Source organism: Vibrio sp. ZF 223 (assembly GCF_003050585.1).
In the GTDB taxonomy this organism is placed as follows: domain Bacteria; phylum Pseudomonadota; class Gammaproteobacteria; order Enterobacterales; family Vibrionaceae; genus Vibrio; species Vibrio crassostreae.
This window is the reverse complement of the sequence record NZ_PIGB01000002.1, coordinates 615,724-639,980: the sequence shown is the minus strand read 5'-3', so window position 1 is coordinate 639,980 and position 24,257 is coordinate 615,724. Positions and strand designations below refer to the sequence as shown.

General features: G+C 42.4%; 19 protein-coding genes and 1 riboswitch. Of the genes, 14 read left to right on the top strand and 5 right to left on the bottom strand.

Annotated features, from left to right (window positions below):
- Positions 1-444 precede the first annotated feature (444 nt).
- From CWO13_RS07390 to CWO13_RS07365, 6 genes are all read left to right on the top strand, one after another.
- Entirely contained in the window at positions 445-672 is a 228-nt protein-coding gene (locus CWO13_RS07390; RefSeq protein ID WP_009846577.1) for a hypothetical protein, read from the top strand.
- Positions 673-885: 213 nt separating this feature from the next.
- On the top strand, positions 886-2,334 hold the full coding sequence (locus CWO13_RS07385; RefSeq protein WP_102431178.1) for a TolC family protein: 1,449 nt from the start codon (positions 886-888) through the stop codon (positions 2,332-2,334).
- 3 nt (positions 2,335-2,337) lie between these two features.
- Positions 2,338-3,312 (top strand): HlyD family secretion protein, encoded by a 975-nt coding sequence (locus tag CWO13_RS07380; RefSeq protein ID WP_048659461.1) that lies wholly within the window; start codon positions 2,338-2,340, stop codon positions 3,310-3,312.
- A gap of 7 nt (positions 3,313-3,319) precedes the next feature.
- Positions 3,320-4,543 carry an ABC transporter permease gene (locus CWO13_RS07375; RefSeq protein WP_102431177.1) on the top strand — a complete coding sequence of 408 codons (1,224 nt, stop codon included), beginning with the start codon at positions 3,320-3,322 and terminating at the stop codon, positions 4,541-4,543.
- Complete coding sequence (locus CWO13_RS07370) at positions 4,540-5,721, top strand: ABC transporter permease (protein WP_102431176.1); 1,182 nt, start codon at positions 4,540-4,542, stop codon at positions 5,719-5,721. Before CWO13_RS07375 ends, CWO13_RS07370 begins: the two co-directional genes overlap by 4 nt.
- A gap of 580 nt (positions 5,722-6,301) precedes the next feature.
- Complete coding sequence (locus CWO13_RS07365) at positions 6,302-7,843, top strand: alanine/glycine:cation symporter family protein (protein ID WP_055318313.1); 1,542 nt, start codon at positions 6,302-6,304, stop codon at positions 7,841-7,843.
- A gap of 116 nt (positions 7,844-7,959) precedes the next feature.
- Here the strand turns inward: CWO13_RS07365 and CWO13_RS23415 are convergent, their stop codons facing one another.
- Both CWO13_RS23415 and CWO13_RS07360 read right to left on the bottom strand, forming a co-directional pair.
- Complete coding sequence (locus CWO13_RS23415) at positions 7,960-8,136, bottom strand: hypothetical protein (protein WP_165886700.1); 177 nt, start codon at positions 8,134-8,136, stop codon at positions 7,960-7,962.
- 325 nt (positions 8,137-8,461) lie between these two features.
- Entirely contained in the window at positions 8,462-9,196 is a 735-nt protein-coding gene (locus tag CWO13_RS07360; RefSeq protein ID WP_102431175.1) for a chromosome partitioning protein ParA, read from the bottom strand.
- A 610-nt stretch (positions 9,197-9,806) separates the two neighbouring features.
- Positions 9,807-9,926, top strand: a riboswitch (glycine riboswitch).
- 130 nt (positions 9,927-10,056) lie between these two features.
- Here CWO13_RS07360 and CWO13_RS07350 point away from each other — a divergent pair.
- The 4 genes from CWO13_RS07350 (at position 10,057) to CWO13_RS07335 (ending at position 15,243) form a co-directional block, all read left to right on the top strand.
- Positions 10,057-11,427 (top strand): alanine/glycine:cation symporter family protein, encoded by a 1,371-nt coding sequence (locus CWO13_RS07350; protein WP_048659467.1) that lies wholly within the window; start codon positions 10,057-10,059, stop codon positions 11,425-11,427.
- 392 nt (positions 11,428-11,819) lie between these two features.
- Complete coding sequence (locus CWO13_RS07345) at positions 11,820-12,626, top strand: winged helix-turn-helix domain-containing protein (RefSeq protein ID WP_102431702.1); 807 nt, start codon at positions 11,820-11,822, stop codon at positions 12,624-12,626.
- Entirely contained in the window at positions 12,623-13,084 is a 462-nt protein-coding gene (locus CWO13_RS07340) for a hypothetical protein (protein ID WP_102431703.1), read from the top strand. Before CWO13_RS07345 ends, CWO13_RS07340 begins: the two co-directional genes overlap by 4 nt.
- 677 nt (positions 13,085-13,761) lie before the next feature.
- Positions 13,762-15,243 (top strand): aerolysin family beta-barrel pore-forming toxin, encoded by a 1,482-nt coding sequence (locus tag CWO13_RS07335; protein ID WP_108082697.1) that lies wholly within the window; start codon positions 13,762-13,764, stop codon positions 15,241-15,243.
- A 116-nt stretch (positions 15,244-15,359) separates the two neighbouring features.
- Here the strand turns inward: CWO13_RS07335 and CWO13_RS07330 are convergent, their stop codons facing one another.
- Complete coding sequence (locus CWO13_RS07330) at positions 15,360-15,995, bottom strand: LysE family translocator (protein WP_107899194.1); 636 nt, start codon at positions 15,993-15,995, stop codon at positions 15,360-15,362.
- Positions 15,996-16,293: 298 nt separating this feature from the next.
- Between CWO13_RS07330 and CWO13_RS07325 the strand changes: the two genes are divergently transcribed.
- The 3 genes from CWO13_RS07325 to CWO13_RS07315 all read left to right on the top strand — a co-directional run bounded on the left by CWO13_RS07325 (position 16,294) and on the right by CWO13_RS07315 (position 20,028).
- On the top strand, positions 16,294-17,766 hold the full coding sequence (locus CWO13_RS07325) for a carboxypeptidase M32 (RefSeq protein ID WP_108082696.1): 1,473 nt from the start codon (positions 16,294-16,296) through the stop codon (positions 17,764-17,766).
- A 464-nt stretch (positions 17,767-18,230) separates the two neighbouring features.
- The gene (locus CWO13_RS07320) at positions 18,231-19,094 is read left to right on the top strand and encodes an AraC family transcriptional regulator (RefSeq protein ID WP_057623080.1); all 864 of its coding nucleotides are present in this window, start codon (positions 18,231-18,233) and stop codon (positions 19,092-19,094) included.
- A gap of 223 nt (positions 19,095-19,317) precedes the next feature.
- A complete protein-coding gene (locus tag CWO13_RS07315; protein WP_057623078.1) occupies positions 19,318-20,028 on the top strand; it encodes an alpha/beta hydrolase family protein in 711 nt (236 codons plus the stop codon).
- A 584-nt stretch (positions 20,029-20,612) separates the two neighbouring features.
- Here CWO13_RS07315 and CWO13_RS07310 read toward each other — a convergent pair.
- Positions 20,613-22,229, bottom strand: coding sequence for an endonuclease (locus CWO13_RS07310; protein WP_108082695.1), 1,617 nt, complete (start codon positions 22,227-22,229; stop codon positions 20,613-20,615).
- Positions 22,230-22,661: 432 nt separating this feature from the next.
- Positions 22,662-23,018 carry a hypothetical protein gene (locus CWO13_RS07305; protein WP_102433350.1) on the bottom strand — a complete coding sequence of 119 codons (357 nt, stop codon included), beginning with the start codon at positions 23,016-23,018 and terminating at the stop codon, positions 22,662-22,664.
- A 215-nt stretch (positions 23,019-23,233) separates the two neighbouring features.
- On the opposite strand from CWO13_RS07305, the gene CWO13_RS07300 reads away from it, so the two are divergent.
- Positions 23,234-24,190 (top strand): DUF2860 family protein, encoded by a 957-nt coding sequence (locus CWO13_RS07300; protein ID WP_102433351.1) that lies wholly within the window; start codon positions 23,234-23,236, stop codon positions 24,188-24,190.
- Positions 24,191-24,257 lie beyond the last annotated feature (67 nt).

Here is a 24,257-nt window from a genome sequence, read left to right as displayed (position 1 = left end):
TTAAAAACCAAAATAAACGAATAAATATTGAGCTAGATCACTAAGCTTTTAGGTGTTTTTTAGGTTGTTTAAAATAAATACAATTATAATGGTTGCATATGAAGGAGTTTATTGTTGCCAAGCTATACGTTGCAATTTTAAGACAGCGCTTTAAGCCGGAATTTCGGTTAACAGAAAGGCAACAACTCTTCACTCACTGGACGTATCGATAAGTAAAAGTTACTCGCTCGCCGTTACGAGTGATGGACAAACGGATTAAGTATTCTCCCCTATTCATCCATCGCTATTTCACACTCGGCTAGCCAGACAACGATGAGGTGACTGATAAAAGCAGCACCCAATAACAAAGCATTGATGAGCAGGAAGTATCGATCAGTGGCAACGTCCAATAGAAACAGGATAAAAAACATAACGTATAAACATTGTTGAAAAGGAAACCAGGCAATGAAACGCGATAACTTTGGAATTTGTCTTACTAAGACTATGCTGTTCAAACACTTACAATCGACTTTTACTCACGTAAGAGCCTATGAGAAAGATGGCACCTCCCCTCTCGATCTCAAGGTGTTGTTAGCATTCCCGCAAATGTCAGGTAGAGATTTATTACAAACAATGCAAGGTTCAAGACAATTGGTATGGCGCGCCGATCACCATTGTCCTAGCTTTAAATAAGCCGCTTCATTTTGTAAAACACTTCTATACTGAACTTAAAGAGCACGCGTTATCGTGCTCTTTTTGTTTCTATGTCGACAACAATTAAACCCTTAATAGCATTCACATTATATTAACGAGCGGCTATGCTAATTGTTCATATGAGGTAATCTGTTCAAGACAAATGATTATCCCCCTGTTAACATTAGAGCTAATACTCTAATTTGGTATTTAATGCAGATGACCAAACCGACATTCCGACGCCTTGCGATTGCCAGTATTCTTATCGGTGCTATCAGCTCGCCAAGCTATGCTGCTCCGCTCACTTTTTCTGAGGCGTGGCAAATACTCCAAGAGAACAATAACTCTCTTGCAGCTCAACAAGCTAACGTTGAGCGTTATCAACACCTTCAAAATGCAACCGGAAGTCTTAACCTGCCTTCTGTAACGCTTGGCGCGAACTACACTCACCTTGATAGTGATGTGACTATCAATGGCGAACAGTTCGCAGATAGCCTAAGTGGCGTACCTTCAATTGGTCTTCCCGTGCCGCCTCAAATTATCAGTGCGCTTGGTGGGATTACTTCCACGATTACCGAGCAAGATATCTTCAGCTCATCCATTCGTGCGGTGTGGCCTATCTTTACTGGCGGACGAATTACCGCTGCGCAAAATGCTGCAGAAGGTAAAAGCGAAGAAGCGCAGAGCCAGTTATTGATGGAGAAGCAAGCTCGCTACGAAGACTTGAGTAAATATTACTTCTCTGTGATCTTAGCGGAAGACGTCGTGAGAACGCGTCAAGCCGTCGAAACAGGCTTAACTCAGCACCGTGATTTCGCAATCAAGCTTGAACAGCAAGGGCAAATCGCACGAGTAGAACGCCTACAAGCCGATGCTTCTTTAGATAAAGCGATTGTAGAGCGCACGAAAGCTCAGAACGATCTCAAGATTGCTCAACTAGCACTGACTCAGATCCTTGGTCAAAATGAAAGTGTAGAACCCTCAGAGCAACTGTTTATCAATAAGAACCTGCCTCATATGGACGTGTTCATTGACCAAACTCTCATGACCTACCCCGGCCTTAAAATTCTTGATGCAAAAGAGAAACAAGCAAGCAGCTTAATTAAAGCCGAGAAAGGTAAGTACTACCCAGAGGTATACCTTTACGGTGACTACAGCCTGTATGAAGATGACTCTCTAGCCAGTGAAATGAAACCCGATTGGTTAGTTGGTATTGGTGTAAATGTGCCGTTGATTGACACTTCAGGCCGTTCCGACAAAGTCGCTGCGGCTCACAGTGCCGTATCGCAGGTTCAATTCCTTAAGTCGCAAGCCAAACAAGACTTAACCGTATTGGTACAAAAGACCTACCTTGAAGCAAACCAAGCGATTGAAGAGGTTCAAGGCCTAAACTCAAGCTTGTCTTTGGCTCAGGAAAACCTATTGCTTCGTAAAAAAGCCTTCACACAAGGTCTCTCTAACTCATTAGAAGTGGTTGATGCCGAGCTATATCTTGCGAGCATTAAGACACAGCAATCTGCTGCTCGATTCAAATATCTTATCTCTCTCAACAAGCTTTTGGCGCTTACCAGCGAAATGAATGCTTACTCAAGTTACTTAACTTCTTCTGTTACGTCTGATTTCGACTCAAAAACAGACACCGCTAGCCAGTCAAAAGGATAACTCATGAAACCTATTAAGCCCCTTCTTCTATCTATAGTTGGTATCGGCATTATTGGCTGGGTCGGATACAGTTTTTACCAAGCTTATCAACCTCAACCTGTTAAGCTTCAAGGTCAAATTGATGCACAGCAATACAGTATCTCATCGAAAGTGCCTGGAAGAATTGATGAAATATTCGTGCGTAAAGGCGATTCGGTTGAAAAAGGCGAATTGATCTTTTCTCTTCTTAGCCCTGAAATTGATGCGAAGCTAGAACAAGCAAAAGCCGGTCAGAAAGCTGCGGGGGCATTAGCTCAAGAAGCCGAGAATGGCGCGCGTACTCAACAGATTCAAGCAGCTAAAGATCAATGGTTAAAAGCCAAAGCAGCTGCCGATCTCATGGACAAAACTTACCAACGTGTAAACAACCTTTACAACGATGGTGTGGTTGCCGAGCAGAAGCGTGATGAAGCGAAAACTCAATGGCAAGCAGCGAAGTACACCGAAAGTGCTGCGTTCCAAATGTATCAATTGGCGCAAGAAGGTGCTCGTGACGAAACCAAAGTGGCAGCCGCTCAAAAAGCGTTAATGGCGGCGGGCGCAGTGGCGGAAGTTGAAGCTTACGCAAAAGACACACAGATCCACAGCTGGTTTAATGGCGAAGTGTCTCAAGTTCTATTGAGCAGCGGTGAACTCGCACCACAAGGATTCCCTGTTGTGACTGTCATCGACACCAAGGATGCTTGGGCCGTGCTCAATGTGCGTGAAGATATGCTTAAGCATTTCGAGAAAGGCAGTCAGTTTGAGGCATACCTACCGGCTCTGGATAAATCATTAACTTTCCAAGTCACACACATCGCTGTAATGGGTGATTTCGCAACTTGGCGTTCAACAGACGCTGCACAAGGTTTCGACTTACGTACTTTTGAAGTAGAAGCGCACCCTGTCGACACGAGCGAAACACTGCGTATGGGCATGAGCCTAGTGGTTGAACTTTAGGTAACGTATGTCTGCTAACTCTCGATCGATAAGCTCACAATCAACTGAGCATCATAGAACGAAGAATACCTTGCTTAGGCAGTGGGCGATTGTCCGCAAAGACAAATGGTTGTTGTCTTGCCTAACTTGGATCCCTTTGTTGCTTGCTGCCAGTATCTGGCTGATTTTTTCACAAGGAATCGCTCGTGACTTACCCGTTGCAGTTGTCGACCTTGAGCACAGTCAAATCTCGCAACAATTCACACGCCTTGTTGATGCGTCACCAACGCTGCAAGTCTCTCAGAAATACAACTCTCCGAGTGATGCGGCAAAAGCGATGATTGAACGCGATATCTATGGCTATGTTGTGATACCAAGACACTTCGACCGAGACCTTCTGCTCGGCTTGAATCCGCAAGTGTCTGTGTTCTATAACAGCCAATTTATCTTAATCGGTAAGCTAGTGAACTCTGCGTTGCTGCAGGCTCAAGGGACTTTTAACGCGCAACTTGAAGTCGTGAAACAGCTGTCACACGGCGATACCACGGTGCAATCAGCATTAGGCCAAGCAGTAACAGTGCAAAGCCAGATCACGCCACTGTTCAACAAAAACACCAGTTATGCTCAATTCTTGGTGTCTGCGGTTATCCCTGCACTGTGGCAGATCATGATTGTGGTGGGCACAATATTGGTTTTGACGGCGAACGTTAGAGCTCGTGGCCTTCACGCTTGGTTATCCAACGCCCCTGTGAAGTCACTCGCATCAACATTAACGCCCTACCTTGTCTTGTTTTTGATGTTTGGTATCGCGTTTAGCTTTTGGTTCTATGTGCTCTTAGACTGGCCATTTAACGGCAACTTTGGGGCATTGACCATCGCCCAACTGCTTACTGTGATTAGTTGTATCATCATGGGGTGTTTGTTTTTCTTCTTAACACTTGATCCTGCAAGGGCGATGAGTTTCGCTGGCGCATTTACGGCACCAAGTTTTGCATTCATGGGTATTACCTTTCCAGTAACCGACATGAACACTGCAGCGCAAATTTGGAGAAGCTTATTGCCTGTGAGTCATTACATTGAAGTGCAAACGGCTCAATCCAGCTATGGTTCGAGCGCCGCACAGTCGCTGATGCACCTCACCTCTATGTTTTGGTATGTTATTCCTGCTTTTGTGGTGATCTTATTGATTAAAAAGCACTTAGCGCAAGCAGCACAGTCAACACAAGCAGAGCATAAAGGAGTAAATCAATGAGCTTTACTCAATTGCTGAAGCAAGAACTCCTGGCGGTTCTGCGTAACCCAGTAGTATTACTGACCGTATTTGGTGGTGTGGTCTTCTATTCATTCTTGTACCCATTGCCTTACGCGAATCAAGTGCCTCAACAACTGAAAGCCTCGGTTGTGAACTTGGATAAGAGTCAAAGCAGCTACCAATTAGAACGAATGGTGGATGCCACCTCTCAAATCGAGTTGGTTCGTCGAGACTCCACTATCGCCGATGCTAAACAAGCCGTGCTTAACCAAGAGATTGGCGGATTCCTTGTCATTCCAGAAGACTTCTATAAAGATTTGTTGCTTGGCAAGAGCCCGACGCTTTCTTACGCTGGCGATGCTTCTTACTTTTTAGTCTACGGAACCATTGTTGAAGGGCTTGCCAAGGCAGGTGGCACGTTAGCTGCGCAAGTTAAGGTCAGACATTTGTTAGTCGAAGGGGTGCCTTTAGAGTCTGCAGCCAAAGGCTATAGTGCATTCAGCTTGAACCTAAAACCAACGTTTAACAGTCGCATGGGATACATCGATTACGTAGTCCCAGCCGTCTTTGTGTTGATCCTGCAACAAACCCTAGCCATGGCTTCTGGTTTAGTTGGTGCAACCCAAAACGCTCAATCAACGTTTGGCTACTGGAGTAAAACCTCTCCGGCGAAACTGATTCTTGCTCGTTGTTGTACCTTAGTCGGCATTTATTACCTGTTGTCGATGTACTATTTCGGCGCAAGCTTTTCGATGTATGGGATAAACCTACTCGCCTCAACAACACAGATCTTAACCTTATTACTGCCCTTCTTACTGGCCAGCTGTTTGATCGGGATTTTTATTGGTGAGTTAGTACCACGAAGAGAGTTAGTCACGGTTGTGGTGTTAATCAGTTCAATGCCACTGATCTTTTCTTCAGGTTTTATCTGGCCTGTTGAAATGATGCCACAGTGGTTAGTACTGCTATCGGATCTATTTCCAAGTACCCCTGCGATTCAAGGCTTCTTGGCGCTGAATCAGATGGGCGCTTCCTGGCAAGAAGTAGCACCTCAATGGACGCTGTTATGGGGACAAGTTGTTCTATGGGGTTCGTTGCTGGCACTTAAGCTCTACCACAAATCGAGTAAAAGTGTCGTTATTAGCAGCGCTAGTACCAATAATAGCAACAGCCATTAAGCTGTTTGGCTCATCGAAAACCATTAAAAAGCTCTGCTAAAGAGCTTTTTAATGCCTCCAAGCTTGGTGCACATTAACCGTCGAACGGTTATCAGCCGCCAAAAACATATCAAGTTTTCAAGCTCGCTTCACTCACTGCTAACAGGTTGCGAACGCTTTATTTGAAAATCACATCTCAAGATCCATAGAATCGTTTTATACAAGAATAAACCGCTCACCTGACAGAATTCGCCTGCCGCTATTGCTATCACTGCATATACTTTTCCTAGCGCGAAAATCATCGACTTATTCCAAAATGATGACAAAACCCGAATAATTGTAAATTTATTGTAAAAATTTCTTTGATGGCATTATTTTTATGTATAGGGTTATCAGTAAGACTTGATAGGCCGAATATCATAGTCTGATTGATGGACGTACCGAAAGGATCTCCATATAAAACGTGATTAGTAGTTATATTTATTTCGCATTTTGACTTAGTAACAGAGCTTTTGTCGCTACCAAAGAAATATATAAGCTATTGAAATACTTAACAAACACAACAGCAACAAACATAATTTAATAAAAAGCAGGGAAAACCATGAAAAACATACGTGAATTATTTTTTGGGTTTATATTATTGTTTAGTTCCAGTGCATTTGCAGAAGAAGGATCATTTAACCAAGCTATCAGCAACTTAAGTCAAAGTGTTGATGGATTTTTCAACGAATACACAGGTTGGTTCGTTGGACTAATATTTAAAAGCGTACCGGTAGGTGAAGCAAGCTTCCCGATTATTGTAGGCTGGCTATTGCTCGCTGCGATCATCTTTACTGTTTACTTTGGCTTTGTTCAATTTAAACGTGTAGGGATGGCAATAGATATTATCAAAGGCAAGTACACCGATCCTAACTCTAAACACGAAGGAGAAGTTTCTCACTTTCAAGCGTTAACAACGGCGCTTTCTGGTACTGTTGGGCTTGGTAATATTGCTGGTGTGGGTGCTGCACTCGCGATTGGTGGTCCTGGCGCGACATTCTGGATGATCTTGTGTGGCCTTCTTGGTATGGCTTCTAAGTTCTGTGAGTGTACCTTAGGTGTGAAATACCGAACTGTCCTACCTTCAGGTGTTGTTTCGGGTGGTCCAATGTACTACCTAAGCCAAGGTCTTGGTGAAAGAGGTTTAGGCGGACTAGGTAAAGTGCTCGCTATTGGTTTCGCATTAATGTGTATTTTGGGCGCATTGGGCGGTGGTAACATGTTCCAAGCTAACCAAGCACACGCCATGTTAACTTACGCATTTGACGTACCAAGTGAATACGGTGTAATCACTGGCCTTGTACTTGCCTCTTTAGTTTTCTCTGTGATTGTTGGTGGTATGCCTTCTATCGCATCGGTAACGGAAAAAGTTGTTCCTTGGATGGCTGCTCTGTATATCGGTATGGCTCTGATTGTTATCGGTTCTAACCTTGATCAAGTTGGTCCTGCGTTCAGCGCAATCTTTACAGGTGCATTTACTGGTGAAGGTGTTGTTGGTGGATTCATTGGAGCGTTAATTCAAGGCTTGAAGCGTGCAACGTTCTCGAACGAAGCAGGTGTAGGTTCAGCAGCTATCGCTCACTCAGCGGTTAAAACAAAAGAGCCAATCACCGAAGGTCTAGTATCACTATTAGAACCGTTCGTTGATACAGTAATCATTTGTACAATGACCGCATTGGTTATCACTATCGCTGGCTTAAACGTAGGTCCATTCGATGGTTCTGGTTTAACGGGTGTAACGCTGACTGCTGCATCGTTTACTGAAACGGCAGAAGTATTCAAATACACACTCGCTCTCGCGGTAATCATGTTTGCGTTTTCTACCATGATCTCTTGGTCGTACTACGGTCTTAAAGCTTGGACTTACCTATTTGGTGAAGGCAAAACAACGGAGCTGATTTTCAAAGTGATGTTCTGTGTGTTTGTTGTTATTGGTGCCACGATTCAATTTGGTGCGGTAATCGACTTCTCTGATGCGGCTATCTTTGCGATGTCTATCTTCAACATTCTTGGTCTGTACTTCTTGATGCCAATTGTGAAGAAAGAACTGCAATCATTTGTTGCTCGCGTGAAATCTGGCGAAATCAAAACTTATGAGAAATAACTTCTCTTCAGTGCTTATCGTCAAATAACACTGTTCTAAAAATTTTTGTAATACCCTTTGCTTGAGAAAGCGAGAACAGTACTGCAATTAATCTGAAATCCCTACTGGCTTATTGTTTAGCTCGTAGGGATTTTTGTATCTGAATTTTCTTGCTCAAGCCGTTCAGGAGCTTGGCTTACTTTTTTACGATCTACCGCCTCTTCTACTTCAATCATATCTCGTTGCGCTAATGGCGAGTTACAATCATCAAAACAGTAGGCTACGGTGCAGTTCTCACACAGATATTCATTCATGGTTTAATCCCTGTCCATTGAGATGGTCTAATCACAGAACTACAACAGACCACGTGTTCATCCTAGAACACCGCTATTATGCTGTTTCTCAACCTTATAAATATGCGTGCAAAGTCACCAGATATTCAATTAATCACATATTAAAACCATTTTACGGCTCTAATCACGGATAGTTTGGTAATAGAGTGAAAACGGTTATGCACTAAGCTACGGAACAGATTAACAGCATAAATAAGCAATTTGGAACGAAAAACGCCCACACCATTTGCATGATGTGGGCGTTTGAATAGCTATAGCTAAAGACGAATGAGTTAAAGGTTTGAGTCTATAGACCCATCTCTTCGGTTAGCGTTTTGATTTGCTTGAGATCCATGGTGTGGACTTCAATCATTTGTCTGATATCGCTTAGGCGAGAGTTTGCGTTGTCTTGCTTCTCACACGCGTCAGATTTCGCATCCCATGATGTACCATCTAAGAAAACATCACACGCTTTCTTAAGTGAACCAAGGTTCTGTTCAAGCTCGCCTCTTTCTTTCTCAAGTTTTTCAAGCTCTTGAGATATTTGTAATTCTTTACGGAACAGTTCACGAGAACGTTCAAACAAGGTCGACTGCATATCCGCCTGACGGTTTAGCTTTTGATTATCTTGCTCTGTTTTGTCTAGCGTTTGCTTTTGTTCGTTTATTTGCTGTTCTAACGAGTAGTTCGCCTTCTCTAAAACCGCAGACTGTTTCGCTAACTCTTGGAGCTCTTTTTGATGCTCTTCCGCTTGTTTTGCTAGCGCGACTTCGACTTTGGCGTCGATCTCGGTATCAACTTTTGCCACCTTAGCTTCAACCGACGTCATCAATTCTGTTTTGCTATCACGCAGTTCTTGATAACGAGTTTCGAGTACCTGATAAGTGGACTCCCACTTAGAAGCAGTGACTGTAGAACCGATTAAGCCACCCAGAGCTAGACCTATAACCGCAGCAATGCCGATATAGAGCTGACTGCGTTTATCGCGCTCTTCAATAACAACCACTTCATCTTGTTCGCTTTGTCCAGATTGCTGGTTCACTAGCGGGTACTCCCAAAAATATGTTTAACGTTACGCGGTCACTGGCACTAATACCAATACTGATAGTGTAGGTTCAGTTAAACCTATCGCTCAAGTCAGAAGCACTTAAGCTTTTGCCAACACGTTCATCCCAACTGCTCACAGAGAGGCTTAACGAGTTAACTCCGAAATCATCAAGCTGGCAGTATACAAAAGGAAGCTGCTAACGATAACTATCACTACCCCTTTTTGCAGTTTTTCGTTTGTCCGGTAACGAAATAGTACAAATGCCAAAGCCAATAAAAAAACAATCGCTATTAGTCGTGTCATAACTCCTCCTTGTTTCTCTATTTTATACCATTTAAATAAGCAATTTACGTCAGAGACTCGTTGTTTGATCATTTAGTTGAACAACATTTGTGCAAACAGATATTTTGTAGCTGACATCACATTTTATATGATCTAGGATACGCCTACAGATTACCTAATTATTTAGGTAATTGTTCCGATGAAGACTGCAGGAGAGTGGTTTTTAACTAAACTTTAACATTTAGTTAGATTGACCCGCCGAAGAAGTAAATCTTTCAGGTGCTTTATGCTGGAGAAATCCAGAAAAGTGAGGACTGTCGTTGGAGGAACCTCTGGAGAGAACCGTTAGATCGGTCGCCGAAGGAGCAAGCTTAGTGCCCGTCACTTATCTATAAGTGATTCGCTAAGTGAAACTCTCAGGCAAAAGGACAGAGGAGTGGAAAGCAACAAGCCTTAATTAACAAAAGAATTCTATCTAGAAATCCGTATGTATTAAGTAGTGCTACCGATCCCTGTGATCTGCACTGCCTTCCCTCTTCTCCTTAAATTTTTTAATTTATTAAGGGGAATCTATGAACCACCTACAAGCTACACTACAAACCATCAACCAATTCGTTTGGGGACCACCACTGCTTATTCTGCTAGTGGGTACAGGTATCTACTTTACTTTTCGCTTAGGCTTACTCCAGTTTAGACACCTCCCAACCGCACTGAAAATGGTGTTCAGCAAAGACAAATCCGGTACAGGTGACGTATCGAGTTTCGCCGCTTTGTGTACTGCACTTTCAGCAACCATTGGTACAGGTAACATCGTAGGTGTAGCGACCGCAATCAAGATTGGTGGCCCTGGAGCCCTATTCTGGATGTGGCTTGCCGCTGTATTTGGCATGGCAACCAAATACGCGGAATGTCTACTTGCTGTTAAATACCGCAGAACCGATAGCAATGGCGAAATGGTTGGCGGCCCAATGTACTATCTTCAATACGGTGTTGGCTCAAGAATATTGGCGGTGATGTTCGCTGTGTTCGCTTTGGGTGTTGCCTGCTTCGGTATTGGTACCTTCCCACAAGTTAACGCTATCTTAGATGCAACTGAAATCTCATTTGGCGCTTCTCGTGAGATGTCTGCTGTCGTGCTTACGATATTGGTGGCGGTGGTAACCCTTGGTGGTATCCAATCTATCGCTAAAGTAGCAGGGAAAGTTGTTCCTACTATGGCGGTGATGTACGTCGTCGCGTGTTTAAGCGTTCTGATTTCAAATGCAGACCAACTACTGAATGCCATTACCCTTGTTGTTACTTCTGCGTTTACCAACACAGCAGCAACCGGTGGTTTCTTTGGCGCGAGCATCATGCTTGCTATCCAATCCGGTATCGCTCGAGGTGTGTTCTCGAACGAATCTGGCCTAGGTAGTGCACCAATGGCTGCAGCAGCGGCTAAAACAGACTCATGTGTGAAACAAGGACTGGTCTCTATGACAGGTACCTTCTTCGACACCATCATCATTTGTACGATGACAGGTTTGGCACTTATCTTAACAGGCGCTTGGCAGACTGACCTTTCTGGTGCTGCGATGACCACTCATGCATTTGCTGTTGGTCTGAATGCAGACACGCTTGGCCCTATGCTGGTTTCAGTTGGCCTAATCTTCTTTGCGTTTACTACGATTTTAGGCTGGAACTACTACGGCGAGCGCTGTGTTGTTTTCTTGCTGGGTACTAAAGCAGTCCTACCTTACAAGATCATCTTCATTGCGTTGGTGGCTTCTGGTGCATTCTTGAAGCTCGACATGATCTGGATATTGGCAGATATCGTCAACGGCCTGATGGCAATTCCAAACCTAATCGGCCTTATCTTGCTACGCCATGTTGTTATCGAAGAAACTAAGCTATTCTTCAAACCTTTAACGTCTTCAAAAGATTGTGAAGCTGTTAAAGCATAATCATAATTGATTGAACCAAAGCCCGCATTCAAGTACGGGCTTTTTTATATCCCTTCGATACTTAAACTGATTGAATTATTACTATAGTATATCCACAAATAAAATAAGATTTTAATTAGACCAGTGTTCTAATTAATTTATTGGTAAAGATTGAACCAAAACTCTCTAATTAAAAGCTCACTAATAAAATCAACACTTAATTAGATGTTACTTATATTTAACAGATTGTGACTAAATGGCAGAGTTTCTTTCATAAACAAATAAAGAACGCTTTTGTTATGACCACTCAAAAACACACCAGAATAAAACATGTGACTTTAATTCATATAATAGTCAGTTTATAGTTATCTAAATTGTTGAGAGAATTATAATAAAAATAAAACGTTGGCTATATGATCAGATTCGACCCGATTAAAAACCGTATTTATAACGACGAACGTTCTATTAAGATAGGATATCGTGAGACTCGCGTTTTAGAGCTATTACTCAAAAACTCACCTGAGATTGTGAACAAACAAGATATTATTAGCTTCGCATGGGGAAGCGAGTTCATTGGGGATACGTCACTTGCGAAGTGTATCAGCTTACTTCGCCAAGGGTTCGTTAAGCTTGGTATCAGAGAAACACCCATCGTCACGGTGCCAAAGGTCGGTTACCGCCTAATTGATGAATGCGTCTTTATTGACTCGCAACCACAAAGCGAAACCACTGTTCCTCTCACTCCTGTGAGTGACAAAGTTCCACTCGGTCATAGTAGTATTGCAGCCTCTATTGCGAGCAACGATACACCTGAATCCAAATCGACTTCACTTGCCTATTCTCAGGTCAGCTTATACAAAAACAGACTGTGTTACTTCATAACGGGCTGTTTGCTGTTGTCCTCGGCACTGTTGGCTTTTGCTAAGGTTCACGATAAAAGCCTTGGTGATATCGCCCCCTTTAACCGACTTAATGAACAATGGGTTGGGCAGGTACAAGTTTTTCAAGAAACAGAGATGTCCTTGAGCCCAGAACTCGAGGCTATTCTCTACAAATACCAATGCGATTGCGTAGCCTACATCAGCGATGAGCCAGGCTATTCAGAACTCTCCATGCTCAATAAGGTAACTCGCAAATCAGTGAACATTTTTTACGAACCATCGCAACTGGACAAAGCCAGTAAAGAGATTGAGCTATTCCTAGGAAGGGGGTCATTTTGATGCCATTTGTTGCTGTCTTCTCCGCACTAATCCTATTGGCAGGGGTGTGGAGTATTCCTGATTCTCACAAACTTGAAGATCACAGTTACCAACACAGTATGATCGATCTACTCGCTGAAGATAACGTGTTGCGCAGCGATGGATTCACTAAAATTAGGGATAACAAAGTTCTGCATATCGTCTCCATACAAGACGATAAAATACCCAACCCTATCGTTCTTCGCTTCCAAGGAAATGTGGGATACTCTAAGTCATTCAGTTTTGCGATTGCAGGCACGATAGACTTACTGTCTGTACAGAAGATAAATGAGGCAATGAATGATAACTTGTTATCGCCTTACCTTTTGTTGAACAATGACCCACTGACATTGAATATTGATATTTTGAGCGCCAATGAAGCATTTGCCATTATTCGGAGTTGCAATACAGGGCGTACCCAGCTTTTAGCTAAACGCTGACTTCCACTGTTAATTCGTAATAAATGCTCTTCAAAACCATATTTTATTAAAATGGATTTCGACTCAGTTCGAAATCCTCCCCTCTTCTTCTATCCCTTATTTATCTAACTTTCCATCCTTAAAACTAACACGTCTCATAATTGAAAAAGTCTCTATATTAAGCTTTATCGATTAGACATACATCGTCACTTCATAATACGATCTCACAAAATAATTGAAGTAAGATCTCATTATTAGTCCCAATTGAATACCCATAGAAACGACTTAGTATTATTTCCAAATGATATGTTTGAGAATAATTATCGATTCAATAACGCCCATCGTTCATTCTCATCCCTCATGCCGACCCGTCATTTACAACGACGCTTATTATTTGGTAATCCATGGTAAATCACGGAAACATCTTTAACGTTAAAACCACATTAACGTACATCGAATCCTAAAAAAGTTTCATTTTTCTAAATTCATTATGAAGTGCGCCGAGAAAATCTCTCTTCGTTGCATCAAAATTTCATCAAATATTAATAGAATCATTACAAAATATTGATTTATAAGAACAAATTTATTCAATCATTTTCAGTATCGTTATTTTTATCAGTATGAAAAAGTGAAATGGTCCTGTGTAAGCAAGGCAAAACAGCATTACCAATATAAAAAAGAAAATGAGGGGATTATTAGTGATCAGTAAAAATAAAAGTATCTTGGCAGCGGCAGTGTTGTCTGTACTATCGACCGGAGTAAACGCGAAAATATACCCAGATCAAATCGTGCGTGACAATTTAGGCGATGATGTCTGTCGTGCAGGTTATCGCCCTTTAGACCGCTTTGAAGCAGAAGAGCATAAAAACTCACTACTACCGCGCATGGGCACTTGGGATATTGTTGGCCTTAAAGACAACTGGGTAATTATGGGGCCGGGTTATTACGGGCTAATCAAACAAGATACGCCAAACGATAAAACCTTCTGCTACCCGAATGACTACCAATCAGAAATTCCAAACTACCCAGCTAAATCGGTGCCAGAAGGCGATGAAATTGATGTTGAGTATGGCCTAGTCACTGATCGCCAAGACTTTATACGTCCTCTAAGTTACTTGGCTCATTTCCTCGGGTACGCTTGGGTTGGCGGCAATAACAGCCCTTATGTCGGCGAAGATATGGTCATAGATCGTTCCGGCGATCGTTGGGTAATTCAAGGAAACAACAACGGCTCTTGTAGTGGGTATCACTGTGGTAATAAAACACAAATCATCGTTGATAATTTTACCTACACTGTTAACGATGACAACTTCTCGCACGGTGAGGTGACAGAGTCAGATCGCGAACTCATAAAAACAGTTCACGCAACCGCTAGAAACTATAGTGATATTGCACAGCAAGTTGTCGTTGACTTAAAAGTAGATGAGTCTACAAACTGGTCAAAAACAAACAGCTACGGTTTTTCTGAAAGCGTTTCTACTGAGAATACGTTCAAATGGCCTTTAGTTGGTGATACCAAGCTCACCATCAACTTTGAAGCTAATCAAAGCTTCGCAAAAACGAATGGCGGCTCTTCAAGTGAGACGGTAACGCTTCAAGCGCGTCCGATGGTTCCTGCTCACTCTGAGATCCCTATTAAAGTCGAGCTGTACCGTTCAACTATCTCGTACCCATACCAATTTAACGCCGATATTGCTTACGACGTTGAATTCTATGGTTTCCTTCGCTGGAGTGGCAACGCATGGCATACGCACCCGGACAACCGCCCTACTATCGGACATACGTTCACTATGGGTCGTACGAGCGATCACTCTGCTGACATTCGTTACCAGTGGGACCACCGCTACATTCCTGGCGAATCAAAATGGTGGGACTGGGGCTGGGCAATTAAAGAAGCAGGCTTATCTAACATGCAATACGCAACAGGCGGAAGCTTACGTCCCTTCCACTCTTACGTATCGGGTGATTTTTACGCAGAATCTCAATACGCTGGTACAATCGAAATTGGCCAAGCTAAACCGCTGAATGCAGGTGGTCTGCGTTCTGAAAGCAGTATTGACGGCGAAAACCAAATAACTGAACAGCTTGGTAATATTGATGTAACGACCAACTTTGATGCTCAAGAACTGAGCGACCTAGGCTTTGAAGGGGCTGAGTTCAACGTTCGTCTAGCTGACTAATATAGTGTAGATACACGATAACAGAACGCTTACCCCGTAATACGATAAAGCCCACGCTAATTTGGTCACAATAACCTAGCGTGGGCTTTAATACGTTCATCACGAACCAGAAATACCTAAACCGGCTTTTCCATGAGAAGCTTAATGCCCAGCCCCACCAGCACTATGCCAGTCACACCTTCCATCCACTTCATAAAGCTCGCATTCTTTAGCAAATTTTTAGCCGAGTTAAGTGCACCAGCCAAGCCACATTGCCACAGCATAGCAATCATGAAGTGTACCGAAGCCATCAACATAGATTGTAATAACGGCGAACCTTCAGGGTTTACGAACTGAGGCAAAAAAGCCAAATAGAAAACCGCTGTTTTCGGGTTAAGCACATTAGATAAGAAACCTTCACGCAAAGAACGTTTTGCGCTGTAGGCTTGATGAGTTTGCTCGCCAACCTTCAGCCCGCCACCATTTTTCATTAAGGCGCGTAAACTGCTTAAACCAAGCCAAATCAGGTAAACCGCACCCACCATTTTAACGGCTTGAAAGAGTTCAGCTGATTGAGCAAGAATCGCAGAGATACCCACTGCAGAGAAAAAGGCGTGCACATAAAGACCACTACAGATACCAAAGCTGGTCATCACACCATCAGATAAGCCAGAGCGACTGGTATTGCGAATTACCAAAGCCGTATCCAAGCCTGGTGTTAACGTTAAAATCGTGATGGCAATCAGAAATGCCTCAAAGTTCAAAATATCCATATTATTGTCATTCTTGTTCAGCGATCTATCATCAATACCGTGTATCTGAAAAATTCGCAAGCAACAATTGCCACCAGCTATACAAGTCACTGATTTTGTGCACAATGGTACAGTTTAATTTGTTAAGAAATAGTAAATTCAAGGCATCGTACCGCCTCACGCTTTTCTCGCTATATCTTCGACTACGGAGGTCTGCGCCATTAAAAAGCAGAGCCATAATCAAAGTACATGAGAGATGAAACTTAACGCTGACGCGGCCCTAAGGATCATTTAAAGAAACCAAATTAAGAGTAGTCAAATGAGCGCATTCAAAAAACTAGTCGAACACTCTCAAAAATGTTCACGCTTTCAACACCTAGCCTCTATCTGTGGCTGGGACCAAGCTTCAATGATGCCTGCTGGTGGTAACCAAGCGCGTAGCGAAGCGATGGCCGAGCTTTCGGTTCATATTCACGGCCTAATGACTCAACCACAACTTGGCGATTGGATCGCAGACGCTGAAAACGAAGCGCTGAACAACGATCAACAATCATCACTTCGTGAAATTAAACGCCAGTGGCAACAAGCAAACCTACTTCCAGAAAAACTGGTTGAAGCGAAATCTCTAGCGGGTTCAAAATGTGAACATGCGTGGCGTAGCCAACGCGGTAACAACGACTGGGTTGGTTTTGAAAAGAACTGGCGTGAAGTGGTTGAGTTATCACGTGAAGAAGCACAAATCCGCGCAGATGCCGCTAACTTAACGCCTTATGATGCGATGCTTGATATCTATGAACCGGGCACCAGCTCTGCTTCACTGGATATCTTATTTGCAGACGTTAAAACATGGCTTCCAACCCTGATTGACGAAGTGATCGAAAAGCAATCGAGCGAGCAATTTAACGCGCCATCTGGTATCTACTCGACTGAGAAACAGAAAGCACTGGGTTTAGAAGTCATGAAGCTGCTTCAGTTCGATTTTGAACACGGCCGATTGGATGAAAGTGTTCACCCATTCTGTGGCGGCGTGCCTTCAGACGTGCGTATCACAACGCGCTACGACGAAGCGGAATTCGTTCAAAGCTTAATGGGCATTGTGCATGAAACAGGGCACGCACGTTACGAACAAGGCTTACCAAAACACCTAGCAGGCCAACCGGCGGGCGAAGCACGCTCTATGGGTATCCACGAATCTCAATCTTTGTTCTTCGAGATGCAAGTTGGCCGCAGCGACCCGTTCATCGGGCACTTAGCAAACTTGGCTGGTCAGCAATTCTCAGGCTCAGAGTTTGAGAAAGAGAACTTCCAGAAGATCTACACACGCGTAAAGAAAGACTTCATCCGTGTTGATGCCGATGAGCTGACCTACCCAGCGCACGTTATCTTACGTTACGAGATTGAGCGTGACCTGATTAACGGCAAAATCAAACACACTGATGTTCCTGAACTTTGGAACACTAAGATGCAGTCTTACCTTGGTTTAAGCACTCAAGGCAACTTCACTAACGGCTGTATGCAAGACATCCACTGGACAGACGGCGCATTCGGCTACTTCCCATCTTACACATTAGGTGCGATGTACGCGGCTCAGTTCATGGCTTCAATGAAGAAAACGGTTGATGTGAACTCAGTAATTGAAAGCGGTGATCTATCACCGATCTTCACTTGGTTAGAGTCAAACATTTGGAGCAAAGGGAGCCTGCTGAGTACCGATGATTTGGTGAAAGGCGCGACGGGTGAAACCTTGAATGCTCAATTCTTCAAAGACCATTTAAGAAGCCGTTACCTTTAATGGAATAGGCTGTATAGAACAGCGAATGAATTAAAGGCTGAGCAGATTACTGACTCAGCCTTTTTAATCACATTTTCAAAACATACTTAGGTTGATTTGAAGGCTTTATCCCTTCATCGAACTTAAAAATCACGGAATATCCTGGTACCTGCTAGCACGGAATTGGACAAAACCTTGTTAGAGTAGCCACTTAAATTAGAAAACTACGGATAAGTTTTAGTACTGCAAAATGCTGTATTACACTTTTTACTGAGGTGCTAACCGTCAACGAAAACAAACAGAAGTAAGCACTGAGTGCTACGCAGTTAAGATGACGTTATTGCTTGTTGATATGGCAATTAAGCATAAGTATTAGCCCTCCATAAACTGTCTACTACCCGTCATCTAGCAATTTCAATCAGGCATAATAAAATCTTCTTGGGTATTATCATTTCTAAGATTTTTAAGTTGGAGTATAAAAAGCAGTGAGCGTGATTAAACATCATGAACGACAAATAAAAAAAGTGTGCGATTTTATAGATGGTAACCTAGATGGCGAGTTCTCACTTGAGCAGCTAAGTTCTGTAGCTGCCAGTTCAAAGTACCACTTTCATCGTATCTTTAAAGCGTTTATGGGGATTAGCGCTATGCAATATGTGTTGTTGGCACGAATGAAACGCGCTTCTTTCAGGTTAGCATTCGAGTCAGAGTACAGTGTTACTGATATTGCCTTTGAAGCTCACTTCACAAGCCTAGAAGCCTTTAGCCGTGCTTTTTCTAGGATATTTGGACAATCACCTTCCCAATTTAGAAATCAGCCTGAGTGGCGTACTTGGCACTCAAAGTATGAATATCATCCACCGATAACAGGAGAAAGTGTAAAGGACGTTCAAGTCGTAGACTTCGAAAAAAGAGAAGTTGCATTAATTGAACATAAAGGTAGCCCAAGACTGGTATACGAGACAGTAGCCAAGTTCATAAATTGGCGAAAATCAACAGGTTTATCTCCAATAAATACCAGCGAAACATTTGGTATTCCTCACTCTGACCCAAACGATACGCCTGATGATGAGTTTCAGTTTGATATCTGTGGCTTGCACGGAGGAGAGGTTCTAGCAAACGCCTATGGAATAAAATCTGGAACAATACCAAGTGGCAGATGCGCCATGGCTGTCCATGAAGGAAGCCATGATAGTATTAGTAACACCGTGTATCACTTGTACCATAAATGGCTGCCAGATAGTGGCGAAGAATTAAGAGACTCCCCTTGTTTCTTCCGTTACTTAAACTTTGCTCATGAAGTTAATGAGTGTGGGTTGTTAACAGAGATCTACCTACCAATTAAATAGTAAATGCAATTATGGTAAATCAACCACCTACGCACAACGAGCGTTACGTAAAATCTACACTCAATTAAGGAAGAGTCATATTACCATCTAAATAGACTAAACCGTCTTTTAAGCCCTTAAATTCATGTTGACTGTCCCAAAATAGCTCAAAACGAAAGAACGGCTCATCGCCGAATATAAAGAGCTAAGTGTATCCACAATAGCAAAGCCTAGGAGAAATTTTATGCAAACCAAGATAATACAAGATGGCGGTGAACCATTTAAAGTTTTGGTACACGAGTCTGGTGAACAAAACAGTCCAGTTATACTGTTTTCTGTCGGCGCAGGTGGAATGCCTGAACGATATTCAACTCTTTTGGATACACTAAAAAAATCAGGGTGTACAATAATTGCTCCATATTTTGAGATGCTTACAAATCATTTTCCTAATAAAATTGAATTATCTCTTAGAGCAAGACGACTGTCCCTCTCTCTAAAAGCATGTACACAACCTAATTCAAAAGTGATAGGAATAGGGCACTCGATTGGTGCTGCTACACTTATCGCTTTAGCTGGCGCAGAGATGCAAACGAGATCAAGAGAAATAGTTGATATTTTACCGGACAACAGACTCGTGTCTTTGGTAATTTTGGCTGCGCCAACTAAGTTTTTTTATGCTCCAGGTTCGCTTGACACAGTTAATATTCCCATTTTTGCGTGGGTTGGCTCAGAAGATGAGATTACACCGAGCGCCCAAACGGAATGGTTGGCTCAAACCATTCCTAATCCGCAAATGGTGGAAATGAGAGTTATTGAAGGTGGCGATCATTTCTCATTTATGGATCAAGTACCACCACATATCGCCGAGCCTCAGATCGATAAGAATAAATTTTTGCAGGAATATTCTGAAGAAATTAGTAAGTTTGCTTTAAGTCAAAAATATGTTTTGGATTAATCACCGTGAAAATACGGCTAACAACGTTTAAGACGGATTCGTAATTTCGACATAATATTTAAACCAAATTCTAAATTCAGTGTTCATTATTCCTATTATGACAAATGTGCGATTTTGCTATCCCAAACAACCCTCAGACCGCCTAAAACGCTTTAAGCGGATATTTGGAACGCTTTCAGTGCGATTTTCAGGGCAAAAATCAGCAAATTCATTTGAGCTAAGAACAACACTATGACGGCCACTTTTCGGACTTTGTGAGTTTTGGGTGTCAGATTAGTTATATGTGGTCAAAACCCACCCGACCGAGAACGTAGGCTTTTTGGCGAAACTAAAAATGGGGCATAAATGAGCTACAGCTTCCCCTAAATTAACAATTCAGAGATAACTAAAGGTATGGAAAGTCGCTTAACATAGCGTCCAGTTTGATGGTGTAGATCACTGACAAGTATACGGGTCTTCAGACAATATGCTTTTTCAAATATTTAAAATCATGCTCTCTAATGCCTCTCAATAAAAAAGCCCAAACAAAGGATTGGGCTCAATTCAATAATCATGAAGCCATTGTCATGGTGGTTATATTCCGATTAATTCCCCCAGATTTGACTTACAAACTCTGGATGGTCAATAAACGGATTACGATTCCCTTGAAAATCATATACCGCCTTATTTCGGTCAATTTCTTTTTGGCTTACTGGATCTTCAGAATGCCAACGCTTTAGCATAGTAAGTAGCCAAGGTTCAAAAACGGTTGTATTGGTTCCATCCAGAACGGCATCAGAGCTTGTAGAGTTCCCTTCCCAATTAGCGATTTCATTTTCATAGCGTGTTGCCATGTAGAAATATGCTCTTGCGAAATCACCTTTAAACTCATCAATTGGCTCAAACACCGTACCTACATAACCAAGAGAGTTCGCTGCACTGCCTAACTTAGAACCATTACTTGATGTGTATGTCGCGCTACTCACCTCACCAAATGGCCAATTACTACGTTTCGAGTTAACGTAGCCGTCAGTGGCAAATAGATGGTGACCGTCAGAGTTCATTGGCTCGACTTTTCCACCAAACCAGCTTTTCGGGAATGAGTGCTCACGGTTGTAGCAATCACCTTCTTTTCTGTATTGACCACATTGATCGGCCACCTTAGTAAATTGGATTGAATCTGAGCCTGAAGGTTTCTCCGAATACATATCGAGAATCGACCCATCAGTGTCATAGTATGCGTCTAGGTCAGCCTCAGACACCAACGTCCAAATAGCGGTGTAACCCTGACTACTATGATTATCAATAATTTGATATAAGGCCGTTTTTAACGCAAAGCCCACTTTGCCTTCAGCGTCTTTGTAATACTCACCTAACACTGGTGGTTCAGTTGGTGGTGTAGTTGAACCACCAATCGTAAATTCTGTACTCTGACTTGCTTGGAAATCACCACCAGATGCCACAACGGTTCCGTTTACCGACAAACTGTATGAACCATTTCCCCCACTGCAGCACATTCCATCTCCATAAGAGTCTGAGACTTCTAGGATGTAGCTACCATCCGCTAAACACATTTCCACTTCATTGATGGTGTTATTTTTATAGTCTGAACCAGAATAAAGAGTTTGAGAAACTGAGTTTTTGAGAGACCAACTGGTTTCAGAACCATAGTTATCCGTCACTAGCGTGAGTGCGGCACTTGTATCATTGCAGCTTTGTGTTGGTGGAGTCTCCGTCGGCTGAAAGTTATCTAAATACACCACTTCCGAACCATCAAAACCTGCATCATCATAAAATCGTATGCCCACAACGATATCTTTAGTGCTAGTAGCGCTGTACGAGTGAGTCAATGCTTGCCACTGATTCGTTAAACCATTATTCGAGTAGCCTAAATAGCCATCAACAAAAAGGCGAGCTTTCACGTTACCTTCCGTGTGGTAAACATCGACAGAGAAATCATAAGTTTTCCCTTGTTCAACACGTATCGTTTGCAGAAAATCGGTATTACTTTGAGTGCCTGTATTCACTGTTACTTGCGCAGAGAAACTGCCGTTATTTACAGGAACGCTAGAGGGTGAAACTGCAATGCCGGAGTCAATCACACTCCATCCAGATGGTACGTTTCCTTCCCAGTTTTCGAAACTTCCATTTTGCATTTGCGCGTGTGCACTCGCTGAACAAAGTAATGCAACGCCACTTAGTGTTATTATTCTATTTATCATATAACCTTCTGTTTAATTGGATAAAAACCAACTAAGCTTAGAAAGTAATCAAAAAATGAATGGAGATATAAATCACATTTATAAATGTAAGCATTATGGGTTTTATTAATATATGTGATGTGAGGCAATGCAACATCGATCTGGCAAATACTTTTACACGCTAGATTATGGAAAAAAGGTTCATCTCGGATTTCAGGGAAAAGGCGCAACGGGTGAAACTTTGAATGCTCAATGCTCAATGCTCAATGCTCAATGCTCAATAATTCAAAGATCATTTGAGAAGTCGTTATCTAAAGGCTAACTATAATAGCCAGCAGCGCATTAACGATGAGTTGCTGGCTCGCTACTTAATGATTAGTACAATATATTTATCATGACCAGTCAGCAATCTAGCCTCTTCAACACAGTTCAAACATAACGCCCGACACTAACTTACTTGGCTTGGTATATTCCCCTAGTTATGCGCCCTTCCAAAGACTTAATAATAGATGGAACCATATCTTGTATCGGCGATTCTAATACAATTTCTACGTCTTCTAGCCAATAAATATCCAGTAGTAAACAAATGTCATCAATAAGTTGCACCGCTTCAATTTGATTAACAACATCTGTATTCAAAGGCCATGACTCCGACATATCCAACACAATCAATCGCTTATTGCAGCGTGGCAAATAGAAATCCGTTAATGAGTCTAAATAGCTCACCGCAGTGATCATTAACGTACACTCCCCTTCGCCCAAATCGCAGATTCGATAACGCCGGTTATTTAGAATCAAATGTTGATCCATATTCCTTCTCTCATAACTGTTTACGTACTGTCCATTATCCATATCTGGACTAAATCAAGGAGGAATTAAAGAAATTCAATTTTGCATATCGTTTCAATTCATATATGAATTTCTCTAAACCGTCGCCTCCTCGCATACACAAACTTACTATCCACTCCATCAAATAATTCAACCAACGAATCACACATTTAATTAATCATGCGGAGAGCTATGTTATGAAAAAGATAAGCCTACCTTTTATTTCGCTACTATCGACACTACCCCTTGCAGCACAAGCTTTCGACTCAAGTCGAGTTAGTGGTGAGTTCTCAGTGAATACGGGGTTTGCCACCTCTAACTCAAATCTAAATCCCAACGGCGACAGAATGTTAAAGGGCCTAAATAATAATGTGTCTCACACAAACGAGATCTTTGCAGCGCCTCTTGGAAACTTAAACTTGGCGCTAGATACTCAAGACACCCACCGAGTTTATGCAGGTACGTCTCGTGACGATCTTGCCGTCGGTACTCTCGCCTTTGAGGTTGGATACCAACGTGACTTACCAGATGGAACGCAAATAGACATAGCTTACCTTCCGACAATTGTTTCCGGCGAAGTTTGGGACAACCCCTACCTAGAAGGTACACAAAGAATAACAACCGACGTTGAAGGCGATGCCTATCGTCTAAAGCTATCGAATATTGCCAATACCGGAGTTTCTTTCGATTTAGGCTATGCGACCTCAGAACTTGATAATGAAGGAGTCGCTTATCAAGAGTTAGCGAGAGATCATGATACCTATTTTTTAAAAGGGCAATACCTGTCGATGCTAAACCATCGCTCAGGACTAATTACTGCATTCAGTTATACCGATCATAACGCTGAAGGTTCTGCGGCTTCATATAATCAATACAAAGTTGAAGCCACCTATTTTGCCAATTTAAATGATCATCATTTTGCTGTCACGAGTAGCCATGGTTATCGCGATTTTGAATCAGTTAACCCGCTATTTAATCAAGAGCGCGCTGACTATTTCCACCGAGTATTCGTGGCTTATGAATACAACGATATCCCTAACTGGGAGAACTGGAGCGTGACATCATTTGGTGGCGCAACCCTAAACACATCGAATATCGATTTCTACCAAAGCACCGAATTTTTGATGTCTGTTGGTTTGAATTACCGTTTCTAATTTGTTCCCCTCCGATGAATCAGAGAAAGAATGCCACCACCTACCTGTGACTCTTTCTCGCTTTCGT